Annotated in this window: 16 protein-coding genes; 5 read left to right on the forward strand and 11 right to left on the reverse strand. The window is 66.3% G+C overall.

Translation table 11 applies throughout. The annotated features are described in order from the left end of the window. Nucleotides 1-6 precede the first annotated feature (6 nt). From AC3WTE_RS18170 to AC3WTE_RS18180, 3 genes are read right to left on the reverse strand one after another with little or no spacing between them, the layout of a single operon-like run. The gene (locus AC3WTE_RS18170; protein ID WP_492439640.1) at nucleotides 7-834 is read right to left on the reverse strand and encodes a thioesterase family protein; all 828 of its coding nucleotides are present in this window, start codon (nucleotides 832-834) and stop codon (nucleotides 7-9) included. Further along, entirely contained in the window at nucleotides 831-3680 is a 2850-nt protein-coding gene (locus tag AC3WTE_RS18175) for an MMPL/RND family transporter (RefSeq protein ID WP_492439641.1), read from the reverse strand. Before AC3WTE_RS18175 ends, AC3WTE_RS18170 begins: the two co-directional genes overlap by 4 nt. Continuing rightward, nucleotides 3677-4108, reverse strand: coding sequence for an MmpS family transport accessory protein (locus AC3WTE_RS18180; RefSeq protein ID WP_492439643.1), 432 nt, complete (start codon nucleotides 4106-4108; stop codon nucleotides 3677-3679). The genes AC3WTE_RS18175 and AC3WTE_RS18180 overlap by 4 nt, the downstream gene beginning before the upstream one ends. 94 nt (nucleotides 4109-4202) lie before the next feature. On the opposite strand from AC3WTE_RS18180, the gene AC3WTE_RS18185 reads away from it, so the two are divergent. Beyond that, complete coding sequence (locus AC3WTE_RS18185; RefSeq protein ID WP_492439645.1) at nucleotides 4203-4829, forward strand: TetR/AcrR family transcriptional regulator; 627 nt, start codon at nucleotides 4203-4205, stop codon at nucleotides 4827-4829. 3 nt (nucleotides 4830-4832) lie between these two features. On the opposite strand, the gene zwf is transcribed toward AC3WTE_RS18185, so the two are convergent. From zwf to AC3WTE_RS18200, 3 genes are all read right to left on the reverse strand, one after another. Then, on the reverse strand, nucleotides 4833-6332 hold the full coding sequence (gene zwf, locus AC3WTE_RS18190; protein ID WP_492439646.1) for a glucose-6-phosphate dehydrogenase: 1500 nt from the start codon (nucleotides 6330-6332) through the stop codon (nucleotides 4833-4835). A 98-nt stretch (nucleotides 6333-6430) separates the two neighbouring features. Then, nucleotides 6431-7312 (reverse strand): peptidylprolyl isomerase, encoded by an 882-nt coding sequence (locus AC3WTE_RS18195; RefSeq protein WP_492439648.1) that lies wholly within the window; start codon nucleotides 7310-7312, stop codon nucleotides 6431-6433. A gap of 170 nt (nucleotides 7313-7482) precedes the next feature. After that, on the reverse strand, nucleotides 7483-8292 hold the full coding sequence (locus AC3WTE_RS18200) for a DsbA family protein (protein ID WP_492439650.1): 810 nt from the start codon (nucleotides 8290-8292) through the stop codon (nucleotides 7483-7485). 33 nt (nucleotides 8293-8325) lie between these two features. Between AC3WTE_RS18200 and AC3WTE_RS18205 the strand changes: the two genes are divergently transcribed. Both AC3WTE_RS18205 and hisS read left to right on the forward strand, forming a co-directional pair. Beyond that, entirely contained in the window at nucleotides 8326-9033 is a 708-nt protein-coding gene (locus AC3WTE_RS18205; RefSeq protein ID WP_492439652.1) for an MBL fold metallo-hydrolase, read from the forward strand. Then, nucleotides 9024-10289, forward strand: coding sequence for a histidine--tRNA ligase (hisS, locus tag AC3WTE_RS18210; RefSeq protein ID WP_492439893.1), 1266 nt, complete (start codon nucleotides 9024-9026; stop codon nucleotides 10287-10289). The genes AC3WTE_RS18205 and hisS overlap by 10 nt, the downstream gene beginning before the upstream one ends. Before the next feature lie 136 nt (nucleotides 10290-10425). On the opposite strand, the gene AC3WTE_RS18215 is transcribed toward hisS, so the two are convergent. Together AC3WTE_RS18215 and AC3WTE_RS18220 are read right to left on the reverse strand one after the other, a co-directional pair. Beyond that, the gene (locus tag AC3WTE_RS18215; RefSeq protein WP_492439654.1) at nucleotides 10426-10944 is read right to left on the reverse strand and encodes a cytochrome b; all 519 of its coding nucleotides are present in this window, start codon (nucleotides 10942-10944) and stop codon (nucleotides 10426-10428) included. Continuing rightward, nucleotides 10941-12005 (reverse strand): catalase family peroxidase, encoded by a 1065-nt coding sequence (locus tag AC3WTE_RS18220; RefSeq protein WP_492439656.1) that lies wholly within the window; start codon nucleotides 12003-12005, stop codon nucleotides 10941-10943. Before AC3WTE_RS18220 ends, AC3WTE_RS18215 begins: the two co-directional genes overlap by 4 nt. Nucleotides 12006-12049: 44 nt before the next feature. On the opposite strand from AC3WTE_RS18220, the gene dtd reads away from it, so the two are divergent. Next, nucleotides 12050-12490: a D-aminoacyl-tRNA deacylase gene (gene dtd / locus AC3WTE_RS18225; RefSeq protein ID WP_492439894.1), complete on the forward strand. Its 441-nt coding sequence runs from the start codon at nucleotides 12050-12052 to the stop codon at nucleotides 12488-12490. 43 nt (nucleotides 12491-12533) lie between these two features. Then, nucleotides 12534-12965 carry an Rv2576c family protein gene (locus AC3WTE_RS18230; RefSeq protein ID WP_492439658.1) on the forward strand — a complete coding sequence of 144 codons (432 nt, stop codon included), beginning with the start codon at nucleotides 12534-12536 and terminating at the stop codon, nucleotides 12963-12965. A gap of 58 nt (nucleotides 12966-13023) precedes the next feature. On the opposite strand, the gene AC3WTE_RS18235 is transcribed toward AC3WTE_RS18230, so the two are convergent. Genes AC3WTE_RS18235 through AC3WTE_RS18245 form a run of 3 tightly spaced genes read right to left on the reverse strand, consistent with a single transcriptional unit; the run spans nucleotide 13024 to nucleotide 15960 of the window. Next, nucleotides 13024-13440 carry a ChaB family protein gene (locus tag AC3WTE_RS18235; RefSeq protein ID WP_492439660.1) on the reverse strand — a complete coding sequence of 139 codons (417 nt, stop codon included), beginning with the start codon at nucleotides 13438-13440 and terminating at the stop codon, nucleotides 13024-13026. Nucleotide 13441: 1 nt separating this feature from the next. Beyond that, complete coding sequence (locus AC3WTE_RS18240) at nucleotides 13442-13837, reverse strand: hypothetical protein (protein ID WP_492439661.1); 396 nt, start codon at nucleotides 13835-13837, stop codon at nucleotides 13442-13444. Beyond that, nucleotides 13837-15960: a catalase gene (locus AC3WTE_RS18245; protein ID WP_492439663.1), complete on the reverse strand. Its 2124-nt coding sequence runs from the start codon at nucleotides 15958-15960 to the stop codon at nucleotides 13837-13839. The genes AC3WTE_RS18240 and AC3WTE_RS18245 overlap by 1 nt, the downstream gene beginning before the upstream one ends. Nucleotides 15961-16023 lie beyond the last annotated feature (63 nt).

Raw genomic sequence — 16023 nt, forward strand, 5'->3', positions numbered from 1 at the left:
CGGGGCTCAGGACCCCAGCGGCAGCATCGCCATCTGTCGACTCTGTACGACCACGTGGCCATTGGCGTCGAGGATGACGTGGTCCTCTTCGAACCAGGTGTCGCCGATGACGGTGGAGCTGGCCATCACGCGCAGCCAACCCGGTACCGGTCGCCGCCGCAGATAGGTGGTGAGCTGCACGGTCGGCGTCCAGCCGAAGTGTCCGCGATTCATCGTGACCGGCGGTGTGATGTCACCGGCCATCAGCGCGAACAGCATGGACACATCTGGGTCGACTTCATCGGAAGCGAAGGGACGCAACCACATCCGGGTCGCCGGCTCGCCTTCGGTGCCGGTCAGGAACGCCGTGGCGGCGTCCATCCGCAGGTCGCATCCTTGCGCGACGTGGACCACCTGGCCCATCGGATGCTCCGGGGTGACGGGAACCGCATCAGCCGGTGGCTCGGCCGGCATCGCGGAGACAGCCAGCGGCACCTGATGGCGCGGCGGCTTCGCATCGACGGGTCCCAGCGTGACCGAACACGTGACGGCGACCCGGCCGCGTTGGGACAACTCCACCTCGATCAAGTTCACCTGCCGGCCGCGTTTGCGAATCGTGGTGCTGAGCTGGACCTCGCCGGGGTCGGGCGCATTGAGGTAGTTGGCACTCAACGCAATCGGGGCCAGATCGGCGGCGTCAGGAACGCTGCTTCGAGCGGCGGCGGCGCACAGGGCCATCATGCAACCACCGTGCACCTTGGGTCCGATGGTCCACATGTCGTCGATGTGGGCAGTGAACACGCCGGAGTCGACGGCCGTGACGGTGGTCAGGTCAGTGAACGGCTGATGGGTCATGCCATCTCCAATTCCGGTGTTGTGGTTACGGTTTGCGCGGCGCGGGCGGGACGGGTCCGGACCTTCAGCGGCCACCAGAACCAACGCCCGAGCAGCGCGGCGATCGACGGGGTGATCAGCGAGCGCACCACGAAGGTGTCGAACAACAGGCCGAGCCCGATCGTCGTGCCGATCTGGCCGACCGATCGCAGGTCGCTGGCGATCATCGAGATCATGGTGAACGCGAACACCAGGCCGGCGGCGGTGACGACGCCGCCCGTGGCGCCGGTGGCGCGGATCAGCCCGGTGCGCAAGCCCGCACCGATCTCCTCCTTGAAGCGGGACACCACCAGCAGGTTGTAGTCGGACCCGACGGCCAGCAGCACGATCACCGACATGGCGATCACCAACCACTGCAGCTCGATACCCAGGAAGTACTGCCAGATCAGGACCGACAGGCCGAAGGACGCCGCGAGGGACAACACCACGGTGCCGACGATCACGATTGAGGCGACGAGCGCTCGGGTGATCAGCAGCATCACCACGAAGATCAGGATGATGGCGGCCAGGGCCGCGATCAACAGGTCGTAATGCGCTCCCTGCTGGATGTCCTTGTACGTGGCGGCTGTGCCGCCCAGGGAGAACTTCGCGCCGGCCAGCGGAGTGCCCTTGACCGCCTCCTTGGCGGCCTGCAGCTCGGCGTCGACGTGCGAAATGCCTTCGAGGGTGGCCGGGTCCACGTCATGGGTGACGATGAATCGGGCTGCCTTGCCGTCGGGGGAGAGCATCAGCTGCATACCCCGCTGAAAATCGGGGCTGCTGAACGCCTCTGGCGGCAGGTAGAACATGTCGTCGTTCTTCGCGTCGTCGAACGTCTGGCCCATGGCCGCCGCGGTGTCGGTCATGCGCTCCATCTGCGTGACCATGCCGTCGAAGGTGCTGCGCATGGTCTGCATGAGATCGCGGACGTCGCTGGCCAGGCTGATCATCGGCGGCAGCTGCGCAGCGATCTGCGGCGTCACCACATCGAGCTTCCCCGACGCATCCGACAGCGCCTTCGTGTTGTCGGCCAGCTGGTCGAAGCCGTCGGTGGCGTCGAACACCGAGCGCATCGCATGACAGATCGGGATGTCGAAGCAGTGCGGCTCCCAATAGAAGTAGTTCCGCAGGGGGCGGAAGAAGTCGTCGAAATCGGCGATCTGGTCCCGCAATTCGGCGGTGGTCGCCGACATGTCCTGCGCCGCGAGTTGGGTGGCGTGCGTGGCATCGGCCAGCTGCACGCTGAGGTCGTGCATGTGCCGCATGATGCCGATCATCGAGGTGAGGTGGTCGGTCATGGTCTGCACGTCGCCGAGCCGGGCTTTGAGGAACTGCAGGTTCTCGTTCATCGACACGGCCTGGGCACTGATCTGGAACGGCACCGAACCGTGTTCCATGGGCGGCCCGAGCGGCCGGGTGATGCTCTGCACCCGGGCGATACCCGGCACCCGGAAGATGTTCTTGGCGATGCGATCCAGCACCAGCATGTCTCGCGAGTTCCGCAGGTCATGATCGGCTTCGACCATCAGCATGTCGGGATTCATCCGCGCTGACGTGAAATGTTCTTCGGCAGCCGCGTAACCGATGTTGGACGGCACGTCTTTCGGCACGTAGAAGCGGTTGTCGTAGCTGGTGCGGTACCCGGGCAGGGCCAAAACCCCGACCAGCGCGGTGGCGGTCGCCGCGACCAGAATGGGCCCGGGCCAGCGGACGACGGCGGTGCCGACGCGGCGCCAACCGCGGGTCTTGTTGGCGCGCTTGGGGTCCAGCAGGCCGAAGTGGGTGCTGACGACCATGACCGCGGGGGCGAAAGTCAGAGCCATCACCAGGATCACGACCATGGCGGTGGCGCACGGCAGGGCCAGGGTGTTGAAGTAGTTCAACCGGGTGAACAGCAGGCACATCATGGCGCCCGCGATGGTGAGACCGGATCCGAGGATCACGTGGTAGACGCTGGAAAACGTTGAGTAGTAGGCGGTTACCCGGTCTTCTCCGGCGTTGCGGGCCTCGTGGTACCGGCCGACCAGGAATATCCAGTAGTCGGTGCCGGCCGCGATGGCCAGGGCGGTCAGCACGCTGACCGCGAATGTCGACAGGCTGATGGCATGAGCGTTGCCCAGCACGGCGACCAGCCCGCGGGCCATGCTCATCTCGGTCAGCACCACCAGCAGGGCGATGAATGTCGTTGCGATGGAGCGGTATACGACCAGCAGCATCACCGCGATGACGACGAGCGTCACCACGGTCATCTTGACCATGCTCTTGTCGCCGGCCTCGTTGGTGTCGGCCACCAGGGCGGCCTGGCCGGTGACGAATGCCTTCACCCCGGCCGGTGGATGGCTGCGTTCGACGACGTGCCGCACGGCGTCGACGGACTCGACGCCTTGGGTGGAACCCTGGTCGCCGCGCAGGTTGACCTGCACATAGGCGGCCTTGTGGTCCTCGCTCTCGGAGCCCGCGGAGGTGATGCGGTCGCCCCAGAAGTCCTGCACGTGCTCGATGTGCGTGGTGTCTCGCTGCAGCTGTTGCACCAGATCGCCGTAGTACTGGCGCGCGCTATCACCGAGCGGTTGGTCCGATTCGATGATGATCATCAGCACGCTGTCGGAGTCGAATTCGCCGAACTTGACGCCGATGTGCTTCGTCGCGATGACGGACGGTGCGTCCTGAGGTGAGAGTGACACGGCGTTGTGTGCGCCGACGACTTCGAGTTTGGGCACCAGCAGATTGGTGGCCGCGGTGGCCGCCAGCCAGATCAGGATGATCGGCACCGAGAGGACGCGGATCAGCCGGGGATAGCCGCCCTGGGTGCTGTGCTGGCCGCTCATGCGGCTTTCACCAGGCAGAAGGTGGTGGCCGACGCGCCGTCGGCGGCCTGGTGGTCGCGCAGTTCGCCATTGACGGTGATCCGGCAGCTCAGCCGGCTGCTGTCGCCCTGGGCCACGAGGTTGGCGAACACGCTCGGCACCGTCGTGGTCAGGGTCTTGGACCAGGGCAGTGAGGTGAAGCGCTCCTGCTGCGGCTGGGCCCGCTCATCGACGTAGCTGATCATGCCGCTGGTGTCCGACGGTCCGTCCACCTCGTACGTGACGTACTTCGGGATGGTGGAAACGATGTTGTCCGTGCGGGATTCGGCGGAGTGCTGGCTGCCGAACACGCTGTGGAAGCGGTCGATGATGAAGCCACCGACCGTGACGACCCCCACAACGGTCAGCAGCACCCAGCCGCGCTGCGCGGTCTTGAGCAACCAGTTCATGAGAAGCACCATACGACCGTATATATACGCATGTATAGTTACGGAGCGGTGGCGACCATCACACCTCGTCACCGGCGGCGATTAGGGTGAAGGCATGGCGGGATCGACACGGCAGCGGAATGTGCGCGGGCAAGGGGCGCTGCTGCGCGACGAAATCCTGGCTGCCGCGATCCGGGTGATCGACTCGTCAGAGTCCACCAATGAGGTGTCGTTGCGCAGCATCGCGCGCGAGGCCGGCATCTCGAACATGTCGGTGTACGCCCATTTCGACAGTCGCGAGGACGTCCTGGCCGCCGTCGCGGAACTGAGCTGGGACCAGGTCCGCCAGGACATCGCCGAGCAGGTGCCGGCCGGCAAGACGCAACGCGAGCGGCTGTTGCTCGGCTGTCGTGCGTATGTGGCCTTCGCTCAACGCTTTCCATTGCGCTACGTGCTGATGGTGAAGGTCGACGAGATCACCCCGTCGGCACGCCAGGCGCTTCAGACGGTGACCCGCGGCCTGCTGGTCGCGGGCGGCATGGACCCTGACTCCGAGCCCGGTCCCGATGCGCAGCGGGTGGCCGCGGCACTGTCGGTGGCGCTGCACGGGGTGGCGATGCTGCACCGCACCGACACCCCGCATCTGTGGATGAGCGATTTCAGCACCTGCGAGATCATCCAGACCATGGTCGACGCCGCCATCTTGCAGCTCGAACAGGCGGCCGCGGCGCCGCGCCCATAGCCTCTACTTTTTCGCCTCCCGCCAACCCCGCTCGAACGGTAGCCGCCAGGCGTTGGGTGCGATCAGTTGGTGAATGGCGTTGGGTCCCCAGGTACCGGGCGGGTATGGCTTGGCCGGTGGCGGATCGGTAAGCAGCGCAGCCGAATTGGCCCAGAGCGACTCGATGCCCTCGGCGGTGGTGAACAGCGTGTGGTCGCCGCGCATGGCATCCAGGATCAGCCGCTCATAGGCCTCCAATACCTGATCGGCGCCGTCGGCCTCGGTCGCTGAGAACTGCATCGACAGCTTCTCCAGCTTCATGCCCGGCCCGGGGCGCTTGCCGTAGAACGACAGCGAGACCTTCGAATTGTCGGCGAGGTCGAAGGTCAGATGGTCAGGTCCCTGCGAGCCGACGCCCGAGCCCGCCGGGAACATCGTGCGCGGCGCCTCTTTGAACGCGATCGAGATGATCCGCATGCCTTCGGCCATCTTCTTGCCGGTGCGCAGGTAGATCGGGACGCCCGCCCACCGCCAGTTGTCGATGCCGACCTTCAAGGCGATGAATGTCTCGGTATCGGAATCTCTTGCCACACCCTCGAGTTCGCGGTAGCCGGTGAACTGCCCGCGCACCACGTCGGACACCTTCACCGGCAGCATGGACCGGAAGACCTTGTTCTTCTCCTCGCTGATCGCCCGCGGTTCCAGCGCTGTTGGCGGCTCCATCACGACGAACGCCATCACCTGGAACAGGTGCGTCACCACCATGTCCTTGTAGGCGCCGGTGCTCTCGTAGAAGTTGGCGCGCGCATCCAGCCCCAGCATCTCGGGAATGTCGATCTGGATGTGGTCGATGAAGTTGCGGTTCCAAATCGGCTCGAACAGACCGTTGGCGAACCGGAACGCCAGGATGTTCTGCGCGGCTTCTTTGCCCAGGAAATGGTCGATTCGGAAAACCTGCTCCTCGTCGAAGGTTTCGTGGACGAAGTTGTTCAATTCGACCGCGCTGGCCAGGTCGGTCCCGAAGGGCTTCTCCATGATTACCCGCGAGCGCTCGACCAGGCCGGCCTCGTCGAGTACCGCGATCACCGCCCGCGCGGCCTTCGGCGGCACCGAAAGATAGTGCAGTCGGCGCACATTCGGGCCGAGCCTCTTCTCCGCGGCAGCGACAGCGGCGGCCAGCCCCGACGGTCCGGCGCTCTGCGGGACGTAGGTGAGTGTCGCGGCGAACCGTTCCCACTGCTCGTCGGTCAGGCGATGGCTGCCGAATTCGTCGATCGCCTCCTTGGCCAACGCGCGAAACTCATCGATGGTCAGGTTCTCCAACGAGGTCCCGACGATCTGGATGTCGGGTGCCAGCTCAGACTGGTCCAGATATGCCAATCCGGGCAGCAGTTTGCGTTTGGCGAGGTCGCCCGTCGCGCCGAACAGCACGATGACGTGCGGGTCGACGGCGACATCGTCGTGGCGGTGCGGCCGAGAGCCGGGCGCCGGGTACGAGATGGTCTGCGGTTTGGTGTTCGCCACGATGCGCATGATTCCACCGCTGCCGCATCCGTGCAGGAGCTACCACGAAGAAGGCCCGGTCACCGTGATCGGTGACCGGGCCTTCGTCGTGGTAGCTGTCAGTCCAGCTGGATGTACTTCACGGTGACCGGCTGCGCGGGCTTGCCGTCGCCGCTGCCGCCCTCGATGCCGTTCTGGGCGATCTTGTCCAGCGTGGCCAGGCCGGTGGCGTCGATGGTGCCGAACGCGGTGTAGCCCGGTGGCAGCTGCGAGTCCTGGTACACCAGGAAGAACTGGCTGCCGTTGGTGTTCGGACCGGCATTGGCCATCGCCAGTGTGCCGCGCGGGTAGACGACCGGCTGGCTCAGCGCGGGGCTGTCGGGCTGGTACTGGTTGGTCGGGTACTCGTTGGCGAACTGGTAGCCCGGGCCGCCCATGCCGGAGCCCGTCGGGTCGCCGCACTGCAGGACGTCAAGACCGCCCTTGGTGAGCCGGTGGCAGGGGGTGTCGTTGAAGTAACCCTGCTGCGCCAGGCTGGCGAAGCTGTTCACGGTGCACGGTGCCTTGGCGTTGTCCAGCGTCAGCCCAAGGTTGCCCTGGTTGGTGCTCATGCTCGCCGTCACCGTCGCCGGCGTGGTCGGGATCTTGCCGGTGCGCGGCGGGTTGACCTTCTTGCTGGCCTGCTCCGACGACGCCGGGTACTGGCAGTTCTCGCCGAGCCCAGCCGGCGCCACGAACGGCGGCAGCTTGCCGTCGGCGGGTGGGTTCTGCGTCGGGGCCGTGGAGCTCTCGGTGGACGCCGAGGCCGTCGCCGACGACGACTTGGAATCCTTGTTGAGGTAGATGACGCCACCGACGATGCCGCCGATGACGGCCAGCACCGCGACCACCGAGGCGGCGATCGTCATGATGCGTTGCTTGCGGGCCTTCTCGGCCCGGCGCTCCAACTGCCGTTCCAGCTTGCGCTTGGCAGTCTCCCGCCGTTGTTCGTTCGTCGGCACCGCCGAAGTCCTCCTCGTCACGGTCGAGGCCAAGTGCCCCGACTTCAGCCCGTGGCCGCACTCCTCAGCACGGCTCGTTCTTCGCCGCTTGATCGTCGTGCGGCGACCGGTCGGCACCGAGTGTGCCAGGTCACCCTGAATGTCGGGGCTGCGACCCGCGTGACCAGCCGTCAGTTGACGGTCTTGAGCTGGTCCAGCAGCGCCTGCGGATCGGGATTTTGCAGCACGGCGTCGCCGATGTCGGTGCCGTTGAGCAGCACCGTCGGCGTGGAGCTGATGCCCGCGCTCGTGACGGCGTTGTTGACCATGTCGCGGTACTTGCCGCTGGTGATGCACTCGGCCACCGAATCGGGGGCGCCGGCCGTCTTGGCTTGGGCGACCAGCTCGTCGTCGGACGGGTAGGAGTCCGCCATCTCGCTGGGCTGGTGGGCGAACAGCGTGGCGTGGAACCGCTGGAAGGCGGCTGTGTCGGCGTCGGCCACGCAGTACGCTGCCGCGCCCGCCCGGACCGAGTACGACTTCAGGTCGCCACGGCCCAGGATCGACACCATGGTGTAGTCCACGGCGACCCGGCCGTCGGCGATCAGCTTGCTGATGGTCGGGCCGTACACCTGCTCGAACCGCCCGCAGAACGGGCACAGGAAGTCCTCGTAGACCGTCAGCGTGGCCTTCGGCTCGGAGCTGCCCGGTTTGGTCGCGACGTTCGGCGCCGCGAGGCGGATCGAACGCAGCGAAGTCGGACCTGCTTCGGAGGTGGACGAGGACGTCTCGGCGGCCCCTCCGACGGGAGTGTTCTTGTGGCGGAGCACGATGACCGCGGCGACACCTGCCGCGACCAGGGCGATGACGGCGATCACGGCGAACAGCACCCAGCCGGTGCGGGATTTCTTCGGCGGCGGAAAGCCCGGAACGTATTGCGGCGCACCGTAGTACTGGGGCTGGTCGGGCTGCGGGGGTCCCCACGGTCCTGGCTGAGTCATGAAGGCAGTTTCCCACGTGGGAAACTGGTTGCCGTGTTGGTGACGGGGTTTGCGGCCGGGATGTTGCAGTGCAACTGCTACATCCTCGCGGCGCGCGCCGGGGCGGACGCCATCATCGTCGACCCGGGCCAGCGGGCCATGGGCCGCATCCGCGAAATTCTGGATGAAAACCGGCTCACCCCGTCGGCGGTGCTGCTCACCCACGGGCACGTCGACCACATCTGGTCGGCGCAGAAGGTGGCAGACACCTACGGCTGCCCGGCGTTCATCCATCCCGAGGACCGGTTCATGCTGACCGATCCGATCAAGGGGTTCGGTTCGGCCGTCGTGGGGAAGCTGGCCCAACTGGCGTTCGGGGTGTTTTTCTCCGAGCCCAAGCAGGTCGTCGAACTGGATCGGGACGGTGACAAGCTCGACCTGGGCGGCATCACCGTGGCCGTGGACCACACTCCGGGCCACACCCGCGGCTCGGTGGTGTTCCGCGTCTCGCTTGCTGATCCCGTCGCTTCGCTCGCCCTGGCCGGCCCCGCCGACCTGGTATTCACCGGCGACACCTTGTTCAAGCAGTCGGTGGGCCGCACCGATCTCCCGGGCGGCAGCGGCCGGGACCTGCTGGACTCGATCGTGACAAAACTGTTGGTGCTCAACGACGACACCGTGGTACTACCTGGGCACGGCCCGCAGACCACGATCGGCGCCGAACGGCGTACCAACCCATTCCTCGAAGGTTTATCAAGTTGAGCGATTTTCAGGCGCCCAAGGGCGTCCCGGACTACCTGCCCCCGGATTCGGCGGAATTCGTCGCGGTGCGCGACGGCCTGCTGAATGTCGCGCGGCTGGCCGGGTACGGCCACATCGAGTTGCCGGTGTTCGAGGACACCGCCCTGTTCGCCCGCGGTGTGGGCGAGTCCACCGATGTGGTGTCCAAGGAGATGTACACCTTCGCCGACCGAGGTGACCGCTCCGTCACGCTGCGGCCCGAGGGCACCGCCGGCGTCATGCGGGCCGTCATCGAACACGGCCTGGACCGTGGCGCGCTACCCGCCAAGCTGCGGTACTCCGGGCCGTTCTTCCGCTATGAGCGTCCGCAGGCGGGCCGCTACCGCCAGCTGCAGCAGGTGGGTGTGGAGGCCATCGGCATCGACGACCCCGCGCTCGACGCCGAGGTGATCGCGGTGGCCGACGCCGGGTTCCGCTCGCTGGGGCTCGACGGTTTCCGCCTCGAGATCACCTCACTTGGAGACGACACCTGCCGTCCGCAGTACCGGAAGCTGTTGCAGGACTTCCTGTTCAAGTTGGACCTTGACGAAGAAACGCGCACCCGCGCCACTATCAATCCGCTGCGCGTGCTCGACGACAAGCGGCCGCACGTCAAGGCGATGACCGCGGACGCCCCGGTGATGCTCGACCATCTGTCGGAGGCGGCCAAGGAGCACTTCGACACCGTGCTCGCGCATCTGGACGCCCTCGGCGTGCCATACGTCATCAACCCGCGCATGGTCCGTGGCCTGGACTACTACACCAAGACCACGTTCGAGTTCGTGCACGACGGTCTCGGCGCGCAGTCAGGCATCGGTGGCGGCGGCCGGTATGACGGCCTGATGAAGCAGTTGGGCGGCCAGGACCTGTCGGGCATCGGGTTCGGGCTCGGTGTCGACCGCACGGTGCTGGCGCTGAAGGCCGAAGGCAAGACGGTGGCCTCGCCCGCGGCGGTCGATGTATACGCCGTGCCTCTCGGTGCGCCGGCCAAATTGCAGCTGGCGAAAATTGTTGCTGCCCTTCGTGGCTCGGGTGTGCGCACCGACATGTGCTACGGCGACCGCGGTCTCAAGGGTGCGATGAAGGCGGCCGACCGCTCCGGGGCCAAGGTGGCGCTGGTGGCCGGTGACCGTGACATCGAGGCCGGCACCGTCGGCGTCAAGGATCTGTCCACCGGTGAGCAGGTCGACGTGCCCATCGCCGACGTCGCCGCCCAGGTCGCCGCCCGACTTCTTTAACCGCGAGCGTGCGTGTCTGCGCATGACACGCCGCGTCAGGTGTGCAATAGCGTCACCTTCGCGGCTGGCGAGGGTGACGATAGTGCCCAGAGTTGTCGGCGTGGCGCGTGCAGACACGCCCGCTCGCGGGATGTGGTCAGTGCGTCATTCGGCGGAGCATGCCGTCGCGCAGTGTCAGCGTGTGCAGCAGCACGGCGCTGACGTGCGCGGCGATGGCGGCCACCAGCAGGTAGGCCACCACCGAATGGGCCTCGCGCAGAGCGCCGTAGAGGCCGGCGTCGAACGGGACGATGTTCGGGAGCGTGAGACCGTCGAACACCCGGACCGGCGTGCCCGACGCCGACACCATGGCCCAGCCGACGAGCGGCTGCGTCAGCAGCATGGCGTACATCGCCAGTTCGGACCCGGCGATCAGTCGGCCTTCCAGCGGCCCCACCGTGGCGGGCCACTTCGGCGCTTTGTGGGTGAATCTGTTTGCCGCCCTGGCGATCACGATGAGCAGGATGCTGACACCCAGCGTCATGTGGACGCCGACGAGCGCCGCGCGGGAGCCGATCGCGTTGGTGATCGTGAAACCGATCAGCAGTGCGGCGAAGACCGCCACCGCAGTTAGCCAGTGCAACACGCGGGTGCGGACGGGGAAGCGGTCGGTCATGGCTTGGCCTCCTGAACCTGAACGGCCGGAGTGGTTTTCGGCTCGGAGGTCCGTGCCCGGTAGGAGCCGGCGTACACCGCCGACCGCGCACTGAGCAGCGGATCGTCTGAGGGCTCGATACCGTCGGGCAGGACCAGGGGATCGAAGTTGATGTCGCGGGCGTTGCCGGCGGCGTCGGTCTGGGCCTCGGTGAGGGTCAGGACCCCGGCATCGATGACCTGCCGGTCGGCCGGCCAGGGCAGTGTCGGGTCGGTCGGGTCGCCGTCCCGTCCGACGGTCAGCCGCAGATTCCACTGCAGCGGAGCCTTTTTCAACTGCAGGATCAGCGCGTCGAACAACGCGTTGGGATCGTCGGATTTCGGTGGCAGGGCCGTCTGTTGCGGGACGAACGCCCAGCGGACGGGGGTGCGGACGCCGGCTTGGTTCACCAGAAAGAACTTGTGCAGACCCGAGAACGTGCTGTCGGCGAAACCCGGTGTGGGCGGGCTCTTCTTGACCAGGGCCATCGCCGCCGCGGTCTCGGGGTGCCGACGGAGAAACTCGGCCATCACCTGCGGGTCGGGTTTCCCCGTGCCTGCGGCCGGCTTGGACGCCAGCAAGCGGTCGTAGAAGCCCTGCGGTGAGTTGTCGAGGAACACCGGGATGTTCAGCATCGCGGTGCGCCACTGCTCGGCGCCCGGGAAGCCGATGGCCAGCCCGAGGCCCCGCGCCGCGCTCGGCGTGTCGGCAACGGTCGGGTTCCCGCCCGCGAGCGAAAACCGGCCGGCGACCGGCGTCTCGCCGGGCCCGAACACCGCGGCGCGCGACAATGTGGCCGCGTTGCCGTTGCTCATGAAATGGCCGACCACCGAGACGCCCTTGGCGTGGTTCTTCCGGAATCCGGGGTGCGCGCCGAACACATGTTGGAAGCCGTCCAGGAACGTCTGCCGGGTCAGGGTGCCGGCACGGCTGGTGTACGCGACCAGGCCGAGATCCACGGCAAGGAACGCGCCGACAGCGCCGAGTCCAACCAGTATCGAACGCCGGGTCAGGGGAGTGCCGCGCCAGGATGGGCCGTCCATGACCACCACAGGTACCACAAAGTGCTGTGGCAGCATCTGCAAACGTGCGGGTACTGGTGCAGCGGGTGACGTCGGCGCGGGTGACGGTCGACGGTGAGGTCGTCGGTGAGATCGCCCCGAATCCTCAGGGCCTGGTGGCCTTGGTGGGCCTGACCCACACCGACGACGTCGCCGTCGTCCACAAGATGGCGGACAAACTGTGGCGGCTGCGCATCCTCGACGGCGAGCTGAGCGCCGCCGACGCGGCCGCGCCGATCCTCGTGATCAGTCAATTCACCCTCTACGCCGACACCGCCAAGGGGCGTCGGCCGTCGTGGAACGCGGCGGCGCCCGGATCCGTCGCCGAGCCACTGGTCGACGAGTTCGCCGCAGCGTTGCGGAAACTGGGAGCAGAGGTCGCCACCGGGCGGTTCGGGGCCCACATGCAGGTGGAACTGGTCAACGACGGGCCGGTGACGGTGCTGCTGGAACTGCAGGCGGGTTGATGCGGGTGATGCAGGGTGTAACAGTCCGGTACCGTCAGTCGATATGACCGGCATGCGTAAAGCGACAGTCAAGTTCGGAGCGGTGTGTGGCGCGGCAGCAGTGGCGGCCGCTGGGCTGATGGCGCCCGTGGCGTCCGCTGCCCCGGCCGGTCACGAGGTCCGGTACACGCTGTCCGTAGGTGGCCCGGCCACCTTCGACCTGCTGTACCTGGTCAACCAGCCGGCCAACAAGGCCGCCTACAACGCCGACGCCTACTCCTACCTGAAGCGTGAGACGGTCACCGTCGGTCCGGACGCCCCCTGGGTGTTCACCACGACGCTGGCGGACCCGCAGTGGGCCATCTTCACCGTCAGCAGCACCACGCACGGCGGCCAGGCCGCCCCGGACTCGACGTGCGACATCGCGGTCGACGGTCAGTCGGCGGCGCACCAGACCGCGCCGTACAACGTGCAGTGCCAGCTCGGCCAGTGGTAATTCGCTAAGCCGCGAACAGGTACACCCGGGCCTGCTTGCCGCAGCGCACCGCAGTCGCTCAGGACTTGCGGCTCGCCCGGCGGTTGGCCTTCTCGATGGCGTCCACGAGTTCGGCCTTGGTCATCGTCGACCGGCCTCGGACGTCGAGCCGGCGAGCGATGTCCATGAGGTGTTTCTTGGTGGCCTGGGTGTCGACGCCCTCGGCCGACCGGCCGCGGGCATTAGGCCCGCCGCTGCGCGCCCGCTCGTCGGACGGGCCCTTGTGGTCTTTCTTCTCCCAGTGATCGCCGACCTTCTCAAAGCTGTGCTTGAGCGCTGAGTACGCGACCCGGTGGGCACGTTCACCTTCGCCGTATTCCTCGGCGGCCGAGTCGTGCGCCTTCGCGAAAGTGCGCTGTGCCTTGGCGCTCGACTTCTGGAGCGTGCTGGGCAGCTCACTCTTCTTGGCCTGTCCCTTCTTGGTTGTCTTCGGCATCTCACTCCTCCTCACTGGTGTGAACATCTGACAGATCCGTGGCGAGCTCGTCGTCATCGGCAATCGGGAAGAACGACGTCCCGTCCTCGGGCTCCGGCTCGGTACCTTCGATCTGGTCGAGCCGATTTCGGGCGACGGGGTCCAGTTCGGGTGAGTCCGAAAGCGGCGCGTTCTCACCGATGTCGGGTTCCTCGGCGTCGAGCTTGTCGTCAAGGGATTCGCCCTGCTCTGCCTCGGCCTCGTTCATGCCGAATTGATTTGCCCCATGCCAGTTTTCGGGTGGCTCGACGGTTTGGTCACCGTCGCGGTTGCGCAGTTCGTCAGAGTCGGTGGACTCGCTCGGGCTGAGCATGTTGTCATCGTCCGGCTCGGTGTGAGGGTCGGGTGCGGTGGACATCAGGCCGGCACCGCTTCGGTCTGACGACTCCACGCCCGATGGCGCTGAATCGTGTCGATGAAGGCCTCGATGAACAGCTCGTCGAGGGCGGCGCCGTGTGACGTCGTCGTGACAACGCCTCTGTCCGTGTGGGTTTCGGAAAGGCCCGCCGATTCGGGATTGATTCCCGCGGCGCGCAGCAAGCCGATGCCCGCGCCGAACGCGGCGATCGGTTTGAGGTGCTTGTAGGCCTCGCCGACGAAGTGGATGGCCGAACCGTCCTGAGCGAGCTGCTCAACGGATTGCCGGTCCCCCGGGATGAGTACCGCGTCGTAGACCGCCGAGGAGGTCGTGTTGAGCCCGAGATCCACGTCGAGATCGCGCCCCGTGTCGGTGGTAATGGTGCCGCCGCCGGTGAGGCTGACAATATCGGCGGTCGCTCCCGCCGCGCGGAGTGCAGCGGCGGTCCGCTCGGTGCCGTGTAGGTCGACACCGTCGGTGGCCAGTATCGCGACACGACGGCTGACGATGGAGTCGGCCCGCGTATTCAGTTGGGACAGCGCCGGCGACGGGGTTACGTGATCGGGGACGGCGACCTCGTCGGGTGCCATCAACCCGAGCCGGGCGGCGACTTTCTCGGCGAGTTCGTGATCGATCATGTTGAGCTGGGCGATGACTCGCGGCCGGATGCCGGTCTCGGGGCCGACCTTCCCGAGTTCAAAGGCGAACGCGGCGACGATGTGATCCTGCTCGACGGCGGACATGCTGATCCAGAACATCCGGGGCTGGCTGTAGTAATCCTTGAAACTTTCTGCGCGACTGCGGATCTTGTGACCGTCGACCCGCTCTGTGTAATGCCGGAAGGCGTCCTCGTCGGCCAGTGCGGGGCAGCCACCGCCGAGGTTGTTCTTGAGGTAACTCGTTGTGCCCTGTGGGATGGTGTGCTGACCGTACCCGTCGCGCTGGTTGTTGGTGACCGCTGCGACGGGCCGGTTGACGGGTAGTTGCGCGAAATTCGGCCCACCCAAACGGATCAGCTGGGTGTCGAGGTAGGAGAAGTTTCGGAACTGCAGCAGGGGATCGTTCGTGAAGTCAATGCCCGGGACCAGGTTCGCCGTGTGAAACGCGACCTGTTCGGTCTCGGCGAAGAAGTTGTCCGGGTTGCGGTTCAGTACCATCCGGCCGACGGGGATCACCGGAACGCGTTCCTCCGGAACGAGTTTGGTCGCATCGAGCAGGTCGAATGGGAAAGCGAACTCGTCGGATTCGGGAATCAGCTGAACACCCAGCTCCCATTCGGGGAACTGTCCGGCGGCGATCGCATCCCAGAGATCGCGGCGGTTGAAGTCGGGATCCTTGCCGGCGACCTGCTGGCATTCCTCCCAGATCAGTGAGTGCACGCCGAGCTTCGGCTTCCAGTGGAACTTCACGAACACCCCGTCGCCGGCGGCGTTCACGAGGCGGAAGGTATGTACCCCGAACCCCTCCATCATCCGGTAGCTGCGCGGAAGGGCCCGATCGGACATCAGCCACATGATGGCGTGCAGGGTTTCCGGCTGCAGCGACACGAAGTCCCACAGGGTGTTGTGGGCCGAGGCCGCCTGCGGAATCTCGTTGTGCGGCTCCGGTTTCACCGCGTGCACGAAGTCGGGGAACTTGATGCCGTCCTGGATGAAGAAGACCGGGAAGTTGTTGCCGACAAGGTCGTAATTGCCTTGCTCGGTGTAGAACTTGGTCGCGAAGCCGCGTACGTCTCGCACCGTGTCGGCAGAGCCCCGCGACCCTGCGACGGTGGAGAACCGGACGAAAACCGGTGTGCGCTGACCGGGCGTGATGAGGAACTTCGCCGTGGTGAAGTCGGCCAGGGAATCGTCGTAGGGCTCGAAGTATCCGTAGGCGCCCGCGCCCCGTGCGTGGACCACGCGCTCGGGAATGCGCTCATGGTCGAAGTGCGTGATCTTCTCCCGCGCATGGAAGTCCTCCAGCAGCGTCGGGCCGCGTTCGCCCGCGGTGAGGGCATCGTCGGTATGAGGAACGCGTACGCCTTGCGCGGTGGTCAGGTACGCCGGACCACCGCCGCTTCGAGCGTGGTCGATCCGCACTTTGTCGAGTTGTTCCTGCTTCTGATTCGATGTGTCGTTCACCGTGGTTCCTCTCATGGGGGACTCACGGTTGGGGTACCCGCCGCGCTTGGTGACAAACGCGGG

This window comes from Mycobacterium sp. FW102-FHT13B02, from assembly GCF_058790275.1.

Coding starts and splice junctions, on each gene's coding strand:
- AC3WTE_RS18170 (WP_492439640.1), bottom strand. CDS start 834: ATGACCCATCAGCCGTTCACTGACCTGACCACCGTCACGGCCGTCGAC.
- AC3WTE_RS18175 (WP_492439641.1), bottom strand. CDS start 3,680: ATGAGCGGCCAGCACAGCACCCAGGGCGGCTATCCCCGGCTGATCCGC.
- AC3WTE_RS18180 (WP_492439643.1), bottom strand. CDS start 4,108: ATGAACTGGTTGCTCAAGACCGCGCAGCGCGGCTGGGTGCTGCTGACC.
- AC3WTE_RS18185 (WP_492439645.1), top strand. CDS start 4,203: ATGGCGGGATCGACACGGCAGCGGAATGTGCGCGGGCAAGGGGCGCTG.
- AC3WTE_RS18200 (WP_492439650.1), bottom strand. CDS start 8,292: ATGACTCAGCCAGGACCGTGGGGACCCCCGCAGCCCGACCAGCCCCAG.
- AC3WTE_RS18215 (WP_492439654.1), bottom strand. CDS start 10,944: ATGACCGACCGCTTCCCCGTCCGCACCCGCGTGTTGCACTGGCTAACT.
- AC3WTE_RS18220 (WP_492439656.1), bottom strand. CDS start 12,005: ATGGACGGCCCATCCTGGCGCGGCACTCCCCTGACCCGGCGTTCGATA.
- AC3WTE_RS18230 (WP_492439658.1), top strand. CDS start 12,534: ATGACCGGCATGCGTAAAGCGACAGTCAAGTTCGGAGCGGTGTGTGGC.
- AC3WTE_RS18235 (WP_492439660.1), bottom strand. CDS start 13,440: ATGCCGAAGACAACCAAGAAGGGACAGGCCAAGAAGAGTGAGCTGCCC.
- AC3WTE_RS18240 (WP_492439661.1), bottom strand. CDS start 13,837: ATGTCCACCGCACCCGACCCTCACACCGAGCCGGACGATGACAACATG.